General features: G+C 65.1%; 17 protein-coding genes and 1 pseudogene. All 18 read right to left on the reverse strand.

The window, feature by feature from the left end; all coding sequences use genetic code 11:
- Nucleotides 1-9: 9 nt before the first annotated feature.
- The gene (locus E5221_RS17780) at nucleotides 10-3,054 is read right to left on the reverse strand and encodes a phage tail tape measure protein (protein WP_247846117.1); all 3,045 of its coding nucleotides are present in this window, start codon (nucleotides 3,052-3,054) and stop codon (nucleotides 10-12) included.
- Between the two features lie 126 nt (nucleotides 3,055-3,180).
- On the reverse strand, nucleotides 3,181-3,480 hold the full coding sequence (locus E5221_RS17785) for a phage tail assembly protein (protein WP_247846119.1): 300 nt from the start codon (nucleotides 3,478-3,480) through the stop codon (nucleotides 3,181-3,183).
- A gap of 32 nt (nucleotides 3,481-3,512) precedes the next feature.
- The gene (locus E5221_RS17790; protein WP_247846120.1) at nucleotides 3,513-4,022 is read right to left on the reverse strand and encodes a phage major tail tube protein; all 510 of its coding nucleotides are present in this window, start codon (nucleotides 4,020-4,022) and stop codon (nucleotides 3,513-3,515) included.
- A 12-nt stretch (nucleotides 4,023-4,034) separates the two neighbouring features.
- Nucleotides 4,035-5,213, reverse strand: coding sequence for a phage tail sheath family protein (locus E5221_RS17795; RefSeq protein ID WP_247846121.1), 1,179 nt, complete (start codon nucleotides 5,211-5,213; stop codon nucleotides 4,035-4,037).
- An 82-nt stretch (nucleotides 5,214-5,295) separates the two neighbouring features.
- Nucleotides 5,296-5,883 (reverse strand): tail fiber assembly protein, encoded by a 588-nt coding sequence (locus E5221_RS17800; RefSeq protein ID WP_247846122.1) that lies wholly within the window; start codon nucleotides 5,881-5,883, stop codon nucleotides 5,296-5,298.
- Nucleotides 5,884-5,893: 10 nt separating this feature from the next.
- Nucleotides 5,894-7,372, reverse strand: coding sequence for a tail fiber protein (locus tag E5221_RS28890; protein WP_348984761.1), 1,479 nt, complete (start codon nucleotides 7,370-7,372; stop codon nucleotides 5,894-5,896).
- 774 nt (nucleotides 7,373-8,146) lie between these two features.
- Nucleotides 8,147-9,079, reverse strand: a pseudogene (locus E5221_RS17810) (phage tail protein); the annotation flags it as partial.
- Nucleotides 9,072-9,680: a phage tail protein I gene (locus E5221_RS17815; RefSeq protein ID WP_247846123.1), complete on the reverse strand. Its 609-nt coding sequence runs from the start codon at nucleotides 9,678-9,680 to the stop codon at nucleotides 9,072-9,074. The pseudogene E5221_RS17810 and the gene E5221_RS17815, both read right to left, overlap by 8 nt.
- Nucleotides 9,680-10,561, reverse strand: coding sequence for a baseplate J/gp47 family protein (locus tag E5221_RS17820; RefSeq protein ID WP_247846124.1), 882 nt, complete (start codon nucleotides 10,559-10,561; stop codon nucleotides 9,680-9,682). The genes E5221_RS17815 and E5221_RS17820 overlap by 1 nt, the downstream gene beginning before the upstream one ends.
- Nucleotides 10,558-10,884, reverse strand: coding sequence for a GPW/gp25 family protein (locus tag E5221_RS17825; protein ID WP_247846125.1), 327 nt, complete (start codon nucleotides 10,882-10,884; stop codon nucleotides 10,558-10,560). The genes E5221_RS17820 and E5221_RS17825 overlap by 4 nt, the downstream gene beginning before the upstream one ends.
- Nucleotides 10,885-10,889: 5 nt before the next feature.
- Entirely contained in the window at nucleotides 10,890-11,099 is a 210-nt protein-coding gene (locus tag E5221_RS17830) for a hypothetical protein (protein ID WP_247846126.1), read from the reverse strand.
- A gap of 58 nt (nucleotides 11,100-11,157) precedes the next feature.
- Nucleotides 11,158-11,460, reverse strand: a complete 303-nt coding sequence (locus E5221_RS17835; protein ID WP_247846127.1) for a hypothetical protein — start codon at nucleotides 11,458-11,460, stop codon at nucleotides 11,158-11,160.
- Nucleotides 11,461-11,467: 7 nt separating this feature from the next.
- Nucleotides 11,468-12,028, reverse strand: coding sequence for a phage baseplate assembly protein V (locus E5221_RS17840; RefSeq protein WP_247846128.1), 561 nt, complete (start codon nucleotides 12,026-12,028; stop codon nucleotides 11,468-11,470).
- On the reverse strand, nucleotides 12,025-12,588 hold the full coding sequence (locus E5221_RS17845) for a hypothetical protein (protein ID WP_085590872.1): 564 nt from the start codon (nucleotides 12,586-12,588) through the stop codon (nucleotides 12,025-12,027). The genes E5221_RS17840 and E5221_RS17845 overlap by 4 nt, the downstream gene beginning before the upstream one ends.
- Nucleotides 12,563-12,913, reverse strand: a complete 351-nt coding sequence (locus E5221_RS17850) for a hypothetical protein (RefSeq protein WP_247846129.1) — start codon at nucleotides 12,911-12,913, stop codon at nucleotides 12,563-12,565. Before E5221_RS17850 ends, E5221_RS17845 begins: the two co-directional genes overlap by 26 nt.
- A 35-nt stretch (nucleotides 12,914-12,948) precedes the next feature.
- Entirely contained in the window at nucleotides 12,949-13,263 is a 315-nt protein-coding gene (locus tag E5221_RS17855; protein WP_085720006.1) for a DUF2190 family protein, read from the reverse strand.
- Between the two features lie 66 nt (nucleotides 13,264-13,329).
- Nucleotides 13,330-15,414, reverse strand: coding sequence for a ClpP-like prohead protease/major capsid protein fusion protein (locus E5221_RS17860; protein WP_247846131.1), 2,085 nt, complete (start codon nucleotides 15,412-15,414; stop codon nucleotides 13,330-13,332).
- Nucleotides 15,344-16,888, reverse strand: a complete 1,545-nt coding sequence (locus E5221_RS17865) for a phage portal protein (RefSeq protein ID WP_085720417.1) — start codon at nucleotides 16,886-16,888, stop codon at nucleotides 15,344-15,346. The genes E5221_RS17860 and E5221_RS17865 overlap by 71 nt, the downstream gene beginning before the upstream one ends.
- Between the last annotated feature and the right edge of the window lie 7 nt (nucleotides 16,889-16,895).

Raw genomic sequence — 16,895 nt, forward strand, 5'->3', positions numbered from 1 at the left:
GGCACCTCCTTAAGCGACATCCGCCGCATCAAACAAGCTAACCGAGGCCAGGCGGGCCGTCGTCTCGCGCTGGAACCCTTCAAACATCACGCGCAGCGCCTGCTCGGCTTCGCGCACGATCTGGTTGGGGTCTTTCACATCACCATGCACGGTAATGGGCATGACCGGCGCGAAGGTAAACGCCTGGTCGACCTTCGCCGGCTCGGACTTGGCCTTCTCGACGGCCCTGGTCGCCGGGAGGGCCGCCGCCGGCTGCGCCGAGGCCACCAGCGAGCGCACCACATCGCCCATGGCGCCAGGCTCACCGCCACCCTTGACCACCTGCGAAACCACCGGGGCAATCGACGGCGGCAGCTGCGGCACCTTCTGCAGCTCGCGCACAGCCATGCCGAGTGCCTGGGTCTGATCCACCGGCGGCGGCTCAGGGCGTGGCTTGGCGGACTTGGCATCCAGCGTCAAGGTCGGGGCGAAGTCCTCGCCCAGGCCCGCGCCGGTACCACCGAACCCACCCACGCCATCGAACAGATCGCGCTGGGCGGACTTCGGCAGCTTGGCGTAGGCCTGCTCGACCTCGGCGTCAGTCATCTGGTCGACCGGCTTGGACGGCGCGGCCGGCCGGGTGGTGACCGCCGCCGGCGCCAGGTCCTTGACCACCGGTGCCGGCATCGCTCCCGCAACCGGCAGGGCCGGCACAGACGCGGGCTCATTGACCGTCGGCGCCGCTGGTTCGGCGCTTGCCACCTGATCCGACTCGGGCTTTTCCTCACCGAACCATTTTTTGCCCAGCCAGCCGCCGACGGATTCGCCGCCCAGGCCGCCCAGTGCCGCGCCAATGGCGCCGCCCACGGCCGTACCAATGACCGGCACAACCGAGCCAATCGTCGCACCCGCCATCGCACCCGCCATCGCGCCGGCCATACCACCGGCCACGCCGCCGTAACCCTCGGCCTTTTCGTCCTGGGTTTGAGCGTTCAGCGCCACATCGAGCACGCCCGGTACCGCATCGAGCAGCTGCCCGCCCGGCAGCTTGCCGGCCATCTTCGTGACGCCGCGCACGTTGCGCACCATGCGCCCGAGGTTGTTGGCACCGCCGGCGCTACCGGCACCGGCGAACGCGGCAACGCCCGCCACCGGCGCAGCGCTCGGCGCCACCGGCGCGCGGCGTGCATCGGCCATGGTTCCCGCACGCCGCCGGCGACGGCGGCGCGCACGGCGGCTACCAGGCTCTGCGGGGGCTGAATTGGCCGCTGCGCCTCCCATCCGGCCGATGGCATCGGCATTGACCACAAACACGCGCTGCGGCTCGCTGGTGACGCCTGGGGCCGGGTCGTTGCTGGCCTCGACGCCGAACACCTTACCCAGCGCGCCCACGCCGGCGCTAAGCACGCGGCTACGGGTCTTGGGAGCCGTCCCCTCGCCCAGGGCATCCTCGGCCTTGCCACCGCGCCCAGCGCTCCAGGCGCGGCCGCGCGCAACGTTGAACGCACCACGCGCTACCCTGGCACTGCTGCGCACGGCCAACAGGGCGCTAATGCCCGCCGCCAGGCCCGACAGCCCCATGATCGCGGCGGGAAACTTGTCCGACAGCGTGGTGATGCCCTGGGCCACCGCCGTCAGCCCTTTCGCCGCCATGTCGGTGGCCGGGCGGATGGCATCGCCAATGCTGCGCATGGCGTCGTCGACCGCCTGGAGGGTCTCAGCCCAGGCCTGTTTAGAAGTCTCGCGGCGCTCGGCCAGGTTCTTATCCAGAATGCCCGTCGCCTTCTGCGAATCGGCTTTCAGGTCGGCATACAGCCCCCGGTTTTGCGCATAGGCGGTCAGCGCCGCCTTGACCTGCATGTCGGCGAACAGGTCGCCAGTGCGCAGGGTCTTCTCCAGGGCCTCCAGCGCCGCCCTGGCCTTCTCCGGGTCAACTTCCTTGTCGATGTTGGCCTGGGCCTCTTTCATCTTCTTGGCTTTCGCCGGGTCTGTCGCTTCGACGTACTTCATGGCCAGGTCCATGGAAGACTCGATAACGTTCATGCCCTTCTGCAGGCCGGTATTCAGCGAGGCCTGATAGTCGATACCTGCATCCTTGTAGGCCTTGACCACATCGCTGGAACCGATCTTCTCCATCCAGTTCTTGAAGTTGTTCGCCGCTTCATCCGAACTGCCGGCGGTTTTCATCTGCACCTGCAGCATCGCGCCCAGGGACGCGACCGAATCCATGCCGGTGATGCCGTTCTTTTCCATGCCGGCGAGCAATTGCGGGAACCACTTGGCCATGTCGCTGGCCTCGAAGCTGCCCGCCTGGCCCTGGTAGGCGATGGCCTCCAGCGCCTGCTCCATGACCTTGGGATCGCTGATCTTGGCGTTTTGCTGTAGCGCCATGATCATGCTGGCCGTGTCGACGCCCGAGGCGCCTTGGCCGACTGCGAACTTGGCCGCTGTCGGCGCATAGGCCATGGCCTTGTCCAGCTCCATGCCGGCGCCGACCAGCTGGTTGATCAGGTCAGCCACATCATTGCGGCCCATGCCAGTGTCTTTGGCCGTCTGAATCACGGTGCGGCTGAGCTGCACTTCTTCGGGCTTGTTGACCGCATCAGCCTTGATCGCAATGTCGCGGATGATCGCCTGATAGTCGGCGCTGATCTTGGTCGGCACAGCCGCCAGGCCTACGCCCACAGCGGCCGCCGCCGCGTTGGACTTGAGCCCCGAGCGGCCGGTGTCGATTTGCTGGTGACCCTTAAGCTGCAGGTCGGCGCCCTTCGCCTCGCGGGCCAGGCGCTGATATTCGCGGCTTAGGCGGCCAACCTCGATGCCCTGCTTGCGCAGCGAATCCAGATTGCCATTGAGCTTGCGCAGCAGCTTGTCGGCGCCGGCGGCCCCGGCGTCGTGCGCCCGCTTCCACTCGGCCTGCAGCTTCATGGTCTCGCCAATGGTGCTCTTGAGCACCTTGGCCTTGTTGCCCTTCTGTTCGAGCTTGGAAATGCGCCCTTCGACGTTCTTGAACGCGGCGCCGACCGACGATGCGACGGCGCCCCCGATCACCAGGGCTAACTGCATTTTTGCCATCGGTTACCCCCTGCTCAATCCGAGAGCCACCACAGCATGTCCGCGAAGGACATGCCGGATATCTCAGCGGCCGAGAAATTCAGCTCGGCGGCCAGCCGCTTGGCCAGCCGCTTCTGCGTGACCGCATCAAACGTCGTCGTCTTGCACCAGGCGAAAATATGCGGTCTGCAGGCGGGTGTAGTCCTTGAGGGCCATGCCCTCCAGGTCCTTGGCGCTGACCTCGGCCAGCGAGGCGAACAGGTTCAGCTCGCGCTGCTCGTCATCGTCGCCGGTGCCACGCTGCGCCGCGCGAATGTCGCGCACGGTTGGCGAGCGCAGGCTGATGGCGTCGACCATCACGCTATTGAGTTCGGTGGGCTTGCTCAGCGTTACGGTAACGCGATCAGCCGAGACGGTCAGCCAAGCCGGGGTTTTCTGGGTATTCATGCGGGTACATCCTTAAATTCGGGGAAAAGGGATTACAGGCCGAGCGCGGTGCGCTGCTCGGCCAGCTGGTCGACGCCATCAATGACGCGCTTCATGCCCAGGGCGTCGATTTCGTAGACCAGGCGGTTGTCGACCTCCAGCTTGTAGTAGGTCAGGCTGACGGCGTGCTTGATCTCGGCCTTGTCGCCGGCCGTCCAGTCGCCCATGTCGACCTCTTTGAGACTGCCGCGCAGGGTGACGATCACCGGGGTAATTCGGCCCTTGAGGCCCTTGAAGGCGCCCCGGAACACGCCGTTGAAGGCGGTACCGTCGGCCAGGCCAAAGATTTTCAGCGACTCGCGGCGCACCCCGGTAGTGGTGAAGCTGGCTTCCTGCTTCTCCATGCCCTGGTCCATCTCAATCGGCATATCCATGCCGCCGGGGCGGTGCTCCTCCATCTTGAGGGTGAGCTTGGGCAGGGTCAGGCTGGGAACATCACCCTGAAAGCTGATGCCGTCCACGAACAGGTTCATGTTGGCCAGGGTTTCGGGAATCATTGCCATGTAAAACGCTCCTTATGCAGCCGAGTCGATAACTTCGGTCAGCCATTGATTGGTAACTTCGACGCGGAAATTCGGGTTCTCCGCCGGCGGCACATCGGTGAAACGGATGTTCCAGTACACCTTGCCCTGCTCCAGCTGGCTGGCGGTGTTCAGCTCGGTGTCCGCATACACCTCGAAATTGATGATCGCGCCCTGGTTCTTGAGGTCGCGCATGAAGGCCTGCAGGCCCTCGGTCACATCCTTGACGTAAGTCGCGGTAATCGAGCGGTCGACCGCCCACTTGTGGCCGTACTGGATCGCGTCCATGACGATATCCATGGTCCGCACGCGGGTGACAAAGGCCCATTTCGGATCACTCGACAGCGTGCGGTTGCCCCACAGGCGGTACCCGTCATCGCGAATGATGGTCGCGATCTTGGCGTTATTGAGCAGGTTGGCCCGGCAGGTCTCGTCGCCGTCCAGGTACTCCACCGAGCGGGTGGTGCCGGTGACACCGACGTATTCCTTGTTCGATGGCGATGCCCAAAAACCGTATTCGGCATCGGTCCAGGCGAACAGGCCGGCGGTCCAGGCCGAGGCCGGCGCATCCACCGTTGCGGAAACGGTCGTATCCCAGTACTTGACGCCGGGGTCGACCATGAACGCGCGCCTGGCACCAAACTCGGCGCCGTAGGCCTGGGCGGCCTCGTCGGTAGTGCCAGGGCCGTCGAGGATGGCGAGGCCGCGCAGCTTGTCAGCCAGGCCCACCAGCGCAGTGCCCACCGCCAGGGTGGCGCTGTGCTTGGGCGCCACCAACAGCCGCGGCTTGGCGTTGAAGCGGCTTTTACCATCGAGCAGCGCCTGCAGGCCGGTACGGGTGCCATCGGCCAGCACACCGCCGATGATCGCGGAGGTCTGCGCGGCCGCATCCTCCACCTTGGTCACACCACAGGCGACGATCACCGCCTTGGCGCGGGTGTAGATCGCCTCGCAGGCCTTGGTGATGGCCGAATCAGCCCCCCAAGCCGCGACGGCTTCGCGCAAGCTGGTGACCAGCACCAGTTCGTTCGCCTTGGCGGTCGGGGTGCTATCCACACCAGGGCCGGGGGTGAAGGTGTCGACCAGGCCAATGATCGAGGTCGACGGGATGGCGATGGTGCGTGCGCCCTTGTCGACGTTCGTTACGGTAACGCCGTGAAAGAATCCAGCCATGTTTACTCCAGATGTGAAAAGGCCCCGCACAGCAGGGCCAGGTGGTACAGCGGAAAAGAAAACGCCCCGTCAGTGCGGGGCGTCAGTCATCGACCGGGGCGTCTTCGGGGCTCGGCGGCCAATCGACAGCCATGGGGAAGCCTTCTTGCTGCTCGATCCGGCCGAGGTCGACGCGGTAATGCTTCCAGGCGAGTAACAGCGCTTGCTCGGCCTCGGTGGCGCGCCCCAGCTCCACGGCATCCAGCAGCGGCGCAATGCGCACACTGGCCACCGCCAGGCGCTCGTCGCGGGCCGTCAGCACCTCTTGCCGGCGCCCCTCCCGCTGGGCCGCTGTATCCAACAGCCAATCCTCGCCCGTCCAGGTGTAATAGCGCCCCGGGCAAGGCGTCAGGGTCAGCTCGTCAGGCAGCGGCCCGAGCGCCGAATAGGTCAGGGCTTCGCCGGTGGCCTTCACGTACACCGGCCCCCGGTGGTCCTCGACCAGCTCCCAAGCGGTCTGGTCGGCATTGCGCACAATCGCAAACCCGGCGACCGGCTCGGGCGGCGCATCGAGGTAGGCGCGCGCCGGAATCAGCCAGTTGTCGGGCACCCGTGGGTCAGGATCAGGCACGCCGGTGCCGCACAGCTCCCAGGTAACGGGGGCCGCGTGATAGATAGTTGGAGCGTCCATAGGATTCTCGTCAGAATTTGATATAGGCCATCAAGGCCACGTTTCGGCCGCGCGTCTCGCTGCCACCGCTTGCGCTGATCTGCAGGGTGTGGGAGTGCGCGCCCGCTGTATCGGAAGTGCCGTAGATGCTGTGGGAGTGGTCACCACCACCAAACCCACCGTCAATCACGCCAGGACTCGCACCCGGCGCGCTGACCGCCGGCCGCGAGCCGGCGATATCGTTCAGGCCCATGTTCATCGTGTGGCTGTGCGAACCGCTGGAAGTCGTGGAGCCTGTCACCGTATGCGCATGCGCGCCTTGCGTGTCGGTGGTACCCACGTGGTTGTGCGATGCGTACAGATGATTCTGCCAGCTACCCAGCACCCGCCCAGGGTCCACGCCTCGGCCATCGTCCAGGCCCCGGACGAATTCGCCGCGTATGTCGGGCACGTTGAACGTGGTCGTGCCATTGCCAGCCCCGTAGGTGGTACCGATGGCGGCGAACAGCTCCGGGTAGGCCGTCCGGCTCACCGCAGCGCCGTTTGCCTTGATGTACCCGCGCGGTGCGGCGGCACCGGCAAAGAAACTGATTTCCCCAGGCTGGACACCCTCCTGAATGACGACGTTTCGAACGAACGCCGTACTTGCCAGCTGCCCGTTATTGGTCGCTGTCGGCGCGGTCGGGCAGGTTGGCACGCCGCTAAACGCCGGACTGACCAAAGGCGCCAGTTCCATAGGCGCGCGCCATGTGCCGTCACCGTTACTGGACCGTAAGAAAACACGGTCCGTGTAAGGAATGTTGGCAATCTCAAACCCCCGATCATTGCTGTATACCATCCGCATCACGAAGGTAAAGGCAGGGTAAGGAGAAATGGCGGTCGGGTAGTAATAATTGCCCGCTGGCCAGGCCGACAGTTCTTCGGCGGTAGCCGGCACGGGCCCCGAAATTCCGCCTCCTAACCCATATTGGTTCAGCGTACTGCGCAGGTGCTGCAGGTTCACCAGACCCAGCGCATTGCCACCCAAGGGCAACGTCGGCGCCGTCGGCGTACCGGTAAACGCCGGGCTTGCCAGCGGCGCCTTGGTCGCCAACGAGTTGGTCATGGTGGTGGCAAAGTTCGGGTCGTTGGCCAGCGCATTAGCCAGCTCGCGCAACGTGTCCAGCGCCCCCGGCGACGAATCGACCAGGGTGGCAATCGCGTCCTGTACAAACTCGGTGGTAGCCAGCTGCTTGGACTTGGTCCCCTTGAGCGCGGTGGGCGCTGTAGGCGCCCCGGAAAACGTCGGGCTATCCAGGGTGGCGATATCATTCCAGGCCTGCCAAACGCTCGCCGTGCGTCGACGCCACAACAGCCGATCCGTGCCGACCGGGAACAGCAATTGGAAACCAATCGACCCGAGCACCTTGTGCACCACCGCACCGCCAGCGCTCCCAAAGGGCAAATTGAGCGTCGAGCTGTTCACGTAGTAAATGCCCGCCGGCACGGTGGCATCGTCAAAGTCCGGCATGGTCAGGCCGGTCCCTACCCCACCCAGGCCCAACTGAGCCAACAGGCCATAAACGAACGCCGTGTTGGCCAGCTGCTGGTTGTTGGTGGCCAGCGGTGCTGTAGGCCCCTGCGGCGTGCCGGTAAAGACCGGCGAATGCAGCCGACCGAGTTCCGACCACGCCGACCAGGTGCCGGAATAGCAGGTACGGCTAAACGTGCGGTTGCTCGGCTGATACAACGTGTAGAACTGGGTAAAGATGCTCAGCCCAGCCGCCTGCACCAGCAACGTGCCGGCGTATGGCTCGGGGTAGTTCAGCTCAAGCGTTGCCTGGGCATTGGACGGCTGGCCATAAGAGCCTGGCGTCACCACGTTGTTCAGGTTGGTGCCGTTCGGGAGATTGGAACCTTGGACGCCGCCCGCGCCCCACCCAATGCCGCCCAGCAACGACTGCACAAACTGGGTCGTTGCCAGCGTGGTGTCGTTGACCGTCAGCGCTTGCGTGGGGGCCTTAGGCGACCCGGTAAAGGTCGGGCTGGCCAAGGGCGCCTTGGCCGCCAAGGCATTGGTGATGGTGGTGGCAAAGTTCGGGTCGTCACCAATCGCCGCCGCCAGCTCGTTCAGGGTATCCAGAGCGCCCGGCGCCGCTGCGACCAGGGCCGCCAGAGCGGTCTGCACGAACGCGGTATTGGCGATCTGCTGGGAGCTGTTGCCCGTCGGCGCCGTCGGCGCTGTCGGCACCCCGCTCAGGGCCGGGCTGGCCAGCGGCGCCTTGGCCGCCAAAGCGCTGTCGACTTCCGTCTTGGTGTACACATCGGTCAGGCCGTAACCCGCCACCGTGGTCGGGTTGGTGGCACCTACGACACGCCCGTACTTGTCGACCGTCACGCTGCGGTAGGTGCCGGCAGTCACGCCGGTGCGACCAAACGCCATGTCGAAAGTCAGCCCCGAAACCCCCAGGCTGATCAGCGCGTCGGTGACCAACTGCCATGCACTGTCACCGTTGACCGTGCCTTTCTCGACCAGCACCAGCAGCCCCGGCGTTACCTTGGCGCTGGTGTCGGCATCCTTGGTGCGGGTCCAGGTGCCGGTCGACACCTCGTAGAGACCATTGTCCTTGGCCACTGTCTGGTTCTTCACCAGTACCCGGTTGCCGGCCAGCAGCGCCACCCCGTCAATGGTCTGCAGGCCAGTCAGCGCGATGTTGGCGGTGGTGGCCACGACCACCGAATGCTTGAAGTCCTGGCGGGCCAGTTCCTCGGTCACCCATTCGCGGGTGCCCAGCACAACGCTGGGGTCGATTTTCAGCTGCACGTTGCTGGAGCTGCTGACAATCAGGCTCATGCGCACCACCTGAGTGCGGCCCGAGCCCTGGCTTAGCAGCGGCTTGTAGGTCGGCGCGCAGTTGGCCACCGCGACCAGATCGCCGTCGGCGTCGTACAGGCCAATCTCGCGAATCCACTTACCGCCCACCTCGGCCGGTATGACCTGCTCGGCCACGATGATGGCCGAATCAGTGTCGTCGACTTTCAACTGGTTCAGCGGCGCGCGGCGCCATTCGTTGATCAGCTTCGTCTGCGTGGCATTGGGCGTCGGGTCGGTGCCGTTGGCATCACCCACGCCCATTTGTGTGATTTTCCAAGCGATGCCCAGGGCATCCGCGTTGGCCTGTTTCGCCGCCCCCACGTTCGTGAGGATGGCGTAGAACTGGGTGTTTTGATCAACCATTTGCAATGTCCAAGGTATCAATGGTGTGTTCGCGGCCGCCTCGGCCAATGCGGCCGACAACCTCGATATCGCGCTGCGGCAGTGGGTAAACGTCCAGAACGTCGCCCTCTGTCAGCAAGCCGCCGACGTAGAAACCGCCGACCGTCTCCAGGCTGATCGCCAGGGCCGTCATGTGGCGGGAAACGGGCCGGGCGTCATCCAAGAGCGCCGTCAGTTCCTTGTAAGTGCCTTCGTCAATGCCCGCGTCGGAGACGCCGACCTTCAAGGCGAAGGTGCCGGGAACCCCCTCGGGGACCATGTTCCACCACTCGACCACCTCAATCAGGTACCCGAACGGCTCGACCACGCGGCGCAGCGCGCCAATGGTTCCCTTGTGCGAGTGGATGTAGAACGACGACCGAATGACCGAGCGCTTGACCGCCTCCGACCACCGGTCGTCCCAGCGGTCGACCGACCACGCCCAGGCCAGCAGGTACAGCATTTCGGCCGGGCAGGTGTCGGGGTTGTAGAGGCGGCGCAGCATGGTCGCCAGGTCTTCCTCGGCGGCCGCGTCTATGGCGGCCTCCAGGGGTGTGCGGTTGTGCGGCAACAAACTGGCCATCACTCACCCCGCTCGACGGTAAACCCCGAGCACCAGGCCGCTTGGGCTTTGGTCGGCCTGATATCCGTCCAGCCGGCCAGCTCCACGCGACCCACCCCGTCGAGATGCAACTGGGCATCAACCGCCGAACGTGACACCTCCACCCCCAGCCGGCGGCGGGGGTTGATCCATGCAGCCAGGCGCGCCCTGCACTCAGCCAGTACGCCCTCGCTTTCCGGTCCGGTGCTGGCCATGTACAGCTTGGCGTCGATCCGATACGGCAGGATTTGAGCCCCCTGCACCACCAGCCTATCCGCCACCGGCCGCACATCGTCGTCATTCAGGTAGGCGGCCACTGTTGCCAGCAGCTCGGCCGAGGCCGTGCCGTCCCCTTCCAGGGCCAGCACCGTCACCTCGACCACCGCCGGCGACGGGCTTTCGGCCGTGGCATCCGCCACCAGGCCCGAGGCGTTGCGCGCGTGCAGGATGTAACTGTTACGCGGGCCGGCCGTGGTCAGCCCCTCGTAGACCAGCTGCACCCGCTCGCGCAGGGCGTCATCCGCCTCGAGCACTTCGGCTTGCGGCGGTACCACCGTCAGGTCCTCGGCCTGGACCACCAGGCGCGACAGGTTGACGTTGGCCGCCAGCTGGTCGAGGTCGGCCCCCACGGCATAAGCCAGCATCAGCGCCTTGGCCGCGTCGTTGACGCGCGAGCGGTTGAGCAGCTTGCGGTAGGCCCCGACCTCCAGCAGCTTGGTGACTGGGTCGCTTTCCAAAGCCGCGCTCCAGTTTTCCCCCATGTGTGCACGGAAGGTCGCCAGGTCGGCCTGATACAGCTCCTCATAATCCAGGTCTTCCAGCACCTGGGGTGCCGGCAACTGGGATAGGTCGATTGCGCTCATGCACTCACCTCAAATACAACGCTGTCACCGAGATAGGCGCCCGACAGCGACAGCGTGATTTGCCCGCCGACCACCGCCACCACACGCACGCGCTCCAGCTTCAAGCGCGGCTCCCAGCGCCCCAGGGCGCGCGCCACCTCGGCCTGCACTGAGCTTTTCCAACCGTCGTTAACCGGCAGGTCGACGTAACGGCGCAGGTTGCTGCCGTATTCCGGGCGCATGCGCCGGCTACCGATAGGCGTTGTCAGAATGTCCTCAATGGACTGTTTCAGGTGGGCAACGCCGGAAAGCGGCTGCCCGGTGTGACGATCCAGCCCGATCATGGCGCTTACTCCGCCGGCGGCAGGCGCTCGAAGTCGGCGTGCGCTTCCAGGTAGGCCAGCGCCTCGGCGTCGGCCTCGTCGACCTGCAGCTTGCCAGCGGCCACATTCAGCTGCCGCTCACCCACGATCAGCACGCGGGATGTGAAAACGGTGTCGCGGTAGGTCACCGACGCCGGCGTGCGGGGCTCGGCGTCCGTGGGTTTCTTGGTAGCCATAGGCCCTCCAGAAATGACAAAGCCCGCAAAAGCGGGCCTTTAGGGGTTGATGGTGGGGTTACAGGGTCGCCGCCGGGCCACCGGCCAGCGCGCTCTTGAGCGTGCTGGCCAGCACCTCGGGGTCGACGCTGCCCGATATGTTCAGCGTGACCTGCGGCGCCGCCTGTTTGCGCGTGAAACCGCCGTGCGAAAGGGCCATACACATCCCCTCGGCCATTTCGGTCGGATCGATGTTGACCACCACGCGCTCCCAGGCCTGGCGCATGCGAAAGCGGTCATACACCTGATCAATTTGATGCTCGATCAGCTTGGCCACCGTGAAGCGGTCAGGCTTCGCCGGCAGCGTTTCAAGTTGGCTCATGACGTTCTCAGTGCTTGTGATTGGCCGTGTTACCGGCCGTGTCGATGATTCGGCCGCCACCATTGATATCGCCCGTTACTAGTAACGTGCCATTGATGGTGACGGGTCCGTTGATGGTGACAGCGCCGGACTTGGCGACAATCGCGTTATCCGTAACAACCACCTCGCTGCCGCCAACCTTGACCGTGGCCGTGCCACTGGGGAGCGTGATGGTGTAGCTCTTGGCCTGCCAGTCGTAGACCAGCGATCCGCCATCATCGAAGCGCCACGCCTCGACATGGTCGCGGTTGTCCGGCGGCGGGCCGGCGTTGCCATACAGGCCCGACACGAACGTGCCCTGTGCCGGCTCGCCGCTCGGGCTGATCAGCACGCCCTGCTCGTCCAGGCTTGGCGCACGCCAGTGGCGAGCCTTGCCGGCGGCCAGGGCATGCCAGCGCACCCAGGCGCTGGTCCAGTCGCCGCCGTCGGAGACGCGCACGCGAGCGGCCACCAGGTCGACGGCCACCACATAGCAAGGAATCACCATGCCGGCCAAAATGCGGTCGTGCTGCCCTGCCACATAGCTCATGCCATGGCCTCCGGCGACTGGTACTGATCTTCACTGCCAGGCCCGCTGTCAGGGTCGAAGGCGAACACCAGCGAGCCCGGCGGCTCGTCGGCCCAAGGCCAGGTGGTATCACCCAGATAAACGTCCTGCTGCCATTGCAGCGCCCACCCCACGCACCGCACCAACTCGGGCAGCGCCTCGGCCGGCATGGCTTGGATGCTCTCGACGCCCCCGACAAAGTCGAGGTCCCAATATTGATCATCAAGCAGCTGCATGACCTTGGCCGCCAGAATGGCCGCCTGCAGCGGCGCTAGCGCCCGGCTGGACTCCAGCAGCACCACCGCCTCGAACGTCACCTTGATGCACAGCCGGCCATCGCCAGGCTTGATGCCTGGGGCAAAGTTCGTCGCCGCGTACAGCAGTGCGGGCAGCTTCATGCCCTCTTTGAGCTTCGGGTAGGCCTCGACCACCTGGAACAGCGGCAAGCGCTCTCGCATGGTCGCGGTCATTACGTCGTGCAGCTCTTTCAACTCGCTGGGGATCACCGGCGGGTCGTCAGAAGATATCGGCGGTTCGTGCATGCTCTTGCTCCAGTACCAGGGCGACCATGCCGTCGCCGGTTGGCTCATGGCGCACCACCGTATAGCGACCGCCACCCTCGGCCGGCGGCAGCTCGATGGTCAGCGCCGCCCCCTCGGGCAAGCGCTGGGCAACATCAGCCAGCACCGAGAAACGCGGCTCGCCCAGCTCAGCCGCGTCGACCTGGGTAGCCAGGCCGCGACCTTTGCCGCCACTCTTGCCGCCAAACTGCGGATCAAGAAACGGGTTGTCGAAGGTGCCCATGATCGCGGTACCGCCCTCCAAGGTCGCGCGGTCGCCCACACGATCAAGGATTCGGGCACTCATTACGGCCATGCGCTCGCGAAAGCTCGGCCTGCGCATCACTGCACAATCAACACATCGGCGAAGCCGTCGACGGTGTCGCTCAACAGCTTGCCGTAGGGCAGCGAGTCGGCGGTGCCATCAGCGACCAATACCCCAGCCAGCACGCTGACCTTGGCGCCGGCCTTGAGACCTGCAGTCGACGGCACGCGCCAGGCATCGCAGGTGCGATAGGTAATGAGGGTGTCTTTCGGGCCGCTCTGCAGCGGAATCACTGCCAGGGCGCCGATCACCTGGGGCACACCCGCGACCGAGCCACCGGTGGGCGCCCGCAAGGTGATGCTGCTGCCGGTGCTGACATAGTTCTTGGCCATGGCCATTTTCTCCTGTCCAGAAACAACAAACCCCGCCTAAGCGGGGTGTTTGAGTGGGGTCTGCGGTTACGCGCCGACAGACTTGTTGAGGCCGCGAGAATCCAGCGCGGCAACGCCGGCGTCGATCCGCACCTTGGTGGCCACGCCGTCGACGGTGAAGCCTTCTTGCTGCTCCATGTACGGCTTGTCGACGCCATCCAGGTAGGAGACTTCGATAGTGTCGCGGCCTTGCGCGGCGGCCAGATACCACGACTTCGCGTTGTCGTCGTCCAGCCGCGGCTCAGCGATCACCTCGGCGAAATTGCGGATCGGGTTATCAACGCCGGCGTTTACGTCGGCGCCTGGTACCGAGGCCGAGCGGATCAGCTGCTTGGCCTTGTCTTCCAGGGCCACCGGGCACAGCAGGAAGGCTGGGCGAATGTTCAGGGTGCGGGCCTTGCCACCTTCAACCTGCGATTTCTGCAGCGCCATGGCGTTCTTGGCGGCAATCATCGCCTCGATCGACAGCGCCGAGCCGGCGCCAGTGAACAGGTTCTTGCGGGTTGCATCGAACAGCGGCTTGTTGTCGCTCATCTTGGCATTGGTGGTCAGCACCGCGTAGACCAGGTCACCGATGGTGCCGCGCGCAGCCAGCCCCATGTTGTAGGGAATGGTGCTCAGCAGGTCGAGGTCATCGTTGATGATCGCCTGGCGGGTAATCGAGAACAGCTCGCCGTAGGTGGCCAGGCTGATGGTCTCGCCACGGTCGCCGGTGGTGATGTACTGGTACTCGGCACCTGGGCGAACCTCACGCAGGGACGGGAAGGCCCCCATGCCGACACGCTTGGCGACGCGGAAATCGCTCAGGCGACCACGGCGGGTCCACTGGTCGAACGTCTCGGGCGCCTCGTCCCAGCCGGCCAACACCGACACGGCGGCGGTGTCGATCAGGATATTGCCAAAGTCGCTGGTGTCGTGGGTGAAGGCCAGGCCAACCATCTGCATCGGGTTGAGCGAGGCGGTCAAAATGCCACGGTCATTCAGCGAAGCACGGGCCAGCTCGCGCAGGCTCATGTGGTTGTAGGCGTTGTCGGCCTCGTTGGCCGCATGGCCGATACGCCCCGCCAGGGCGGCCCGCACCGAGTCACCGACCAGGTTGCCGTTGGTAATGTGGCCATGCTGGCCAGGCACTTGGCTGCCGGTCGGAGTGGTCGACTTGCCCATGTGGGCCAGCAGCTTGGCGTTGGCCGACTCCACGGTGCAGCTGGTGTCGTTCAGGCACTCGTCGCGCAGCGCTACAGAGCCCTCAACACTGGCGAACATGGCGAACGCGGCGGTGATCGCGGTGCGGCGAGTAGCGTCAGCGGCCAGCACGCGCGCCTGAATCTGTTCGGGGGTTTCGTTAGCCGGCGGCTGGGTCGGCTGGTTGACCGGCGGGGTCGGCTGGTTCACCGGCGCCGGTGGCTGGGTCTGACCGCGCGGGGCGAACATCGGTTGTGCAGCGGTGGGCATGTTGGTGTACTCCTGCATGCGTTGAGAGTTGAGTGCGGCGAAGGCTTCCAGGGCCCCCACCAATTCATCGGCAAAGCCCAGCTCGACAGCCTCGGCCCCGGTCATCCAGGTCTCAGCAGAGAGCAGCGACTTGATTTCGTCGGCGGTCTTGCCGGTCTTGTTGGTGTATGCCGCCACCAGGGAATCCTCGACCTTGTCGAGCAAGTCGGCGTAACGGCGCATTTCGTCAGCGTCACCGCCCTGGATGCCCCAGGGCTTGTGCACCATGATCATGGCGTTTTCGGGAATGCGAATAACGTCGGCGGCCATCAGGATCACGCTGCCCATGGACGCGGCCAGGCCGTCCACGGTGCCCTCCACGCGCGCCGGGTGGTTGCGCAGGAGGTTGTACATGGCCATGCCCTCGAACACATCGCCACCGGGGGAATGCACATGCAAATTGATCTGTGACACGTCACCGAGGGCTTTCAGATCGCGGGCGAACTGGTTAGCCGAGATACCCCAGGCGCCAATCTCGCCGTACAGCATCAGGTCGACCACGCCGCGCTGGCTCGATGCGCGCAGCGTGTACCAGGTCTGTGCAGCCGGGTCAGCCGTCGTCGCCACCGCCGCGCGCGGCCCCAGTACGGGCGGCCTTTCCCGCCTTCTTCGTTTGCTCATTGGGTTGGTTTCTCCCGTAATACTCGTGGTAGGCATCCGAACTGAACACCAGATCGTCTGCCCGGTTGGCGGCAATCTCGGACTTGCGAGACGCCTTAAGCTCAGACGGGTTGCGGCCACGCGAGCGAGCCATTTCCGCCTCGTCGCCGCCGCCGGCCTTGATGATTTTTTCCCAGGCGTCGGCCTCATGAACCGGGTTAATCCACGGCATCACCGGGCCCTGGTAGAAGGCGCCATAGATGGTCCGTTGATCCACATCGGCGGGCACCTTGAGTTGGCCGCTCAGGATCGCCATGCGCAGCCAGTTGCGGTACACGCGGCGGCACCAGTAGTCGATAAACTCATGCTGCAGCAGGTCGTAACCCAGCTGGCCCTCGACCAGTTCCTGGCGCTGCGCCGAATAGGTGCCGTCGTAACTGCGCGCCACACTTGAATAGGTGCTTCGCGTACCGGCGGCCACCGCCTTGAGCTGCCCGTTGCGGAACCCCTCAAGGAACGGGTTGGGCCGATTACTTTCGATCATCCCAACGTCTTCACCCGGCAACAGGGTGTCGACCACGATGCCCGGCGCAATCGGGAAAGTGCGCTCGGCGCGCGTCTCGCCAGGCCCCGCCGGCACGTAATCGTCGGGGGTGCCTTTCTTGATGTACATGGCCAGTGCCGCACTGATCCGCGCAGCCACCCGCTCGCTTTCCTCGTAGTCCTTGATATCCGCCAGGCGCATCAGCACGGCATGCAGTAGCGGCTGGCCACGGCTCTGACCGATGCGCTTGCGGTAGGCAATGTGAATCACCTGCTCGGCGGGCACGCGCTTGGTGTTCTGCACCAGGCTGCCGCGTAGGCCAGCCGGGTGCGCCTTGTACAGGTGGTAAGCCAGCACGCGGCGCCAGCCGTTGCGCTCAATGCCTTGGACAATGCCCTTGGACAAGTCCGTGTACTCGACCGGCAGATAGTCCGCCTCCAGCAGCTCCAGCGCATACGGCACGCCGTGCAGGTGCTGATAGTTCGGCACAACACCCATCAACTCTTGGGCCAGGGCCTCGCCGTCGCGCAACCAGCTACGGCACACCAGGCGTTCCATCTGCGGCCGGCTCAGCTCTCCCGAGGCCTCAGGCCTTAACGACCATTCACCCCACAGCGCGTTAATGGCGGCGGCGAATTCGCGGTGCACGGTACCATCCAGGTGAAGCGGGATCGGCTCCACGGAGATACCCGAGCCACCCACCACACGCTCCTCCAGGCGATCGAACACGCCGGTAACGATGTCGTGGTTTTCGTCCAGATTGCGGCTCTGCTCGCGCAGAGGCTTGATCGCGTTATTCAACGCACGATCCGCGCTGCCGGTCTGTTTCTTGGCCTTGTGCGTCCGCGAAGGCTTGGCCGCTTCAAACGCCATGATCACGTTCCGCGCCCTCAAGCGCTCGGCCACCATGCCCGGAAACAGCGGCGCAAGCGCCCTGTCCAGCAGGTTCATGCCGCTC

The organism is Pseudomonas sp. A2 (assembly GCF_023100865.1).
Taxonomy (GTDB): Bacteria; Pseudomonadota; Gammaproteobacteria; order Pseudomonadales; family Pseudomonadaceae; genus Aquipseudomonas; species Aquipseudomonas asiatica.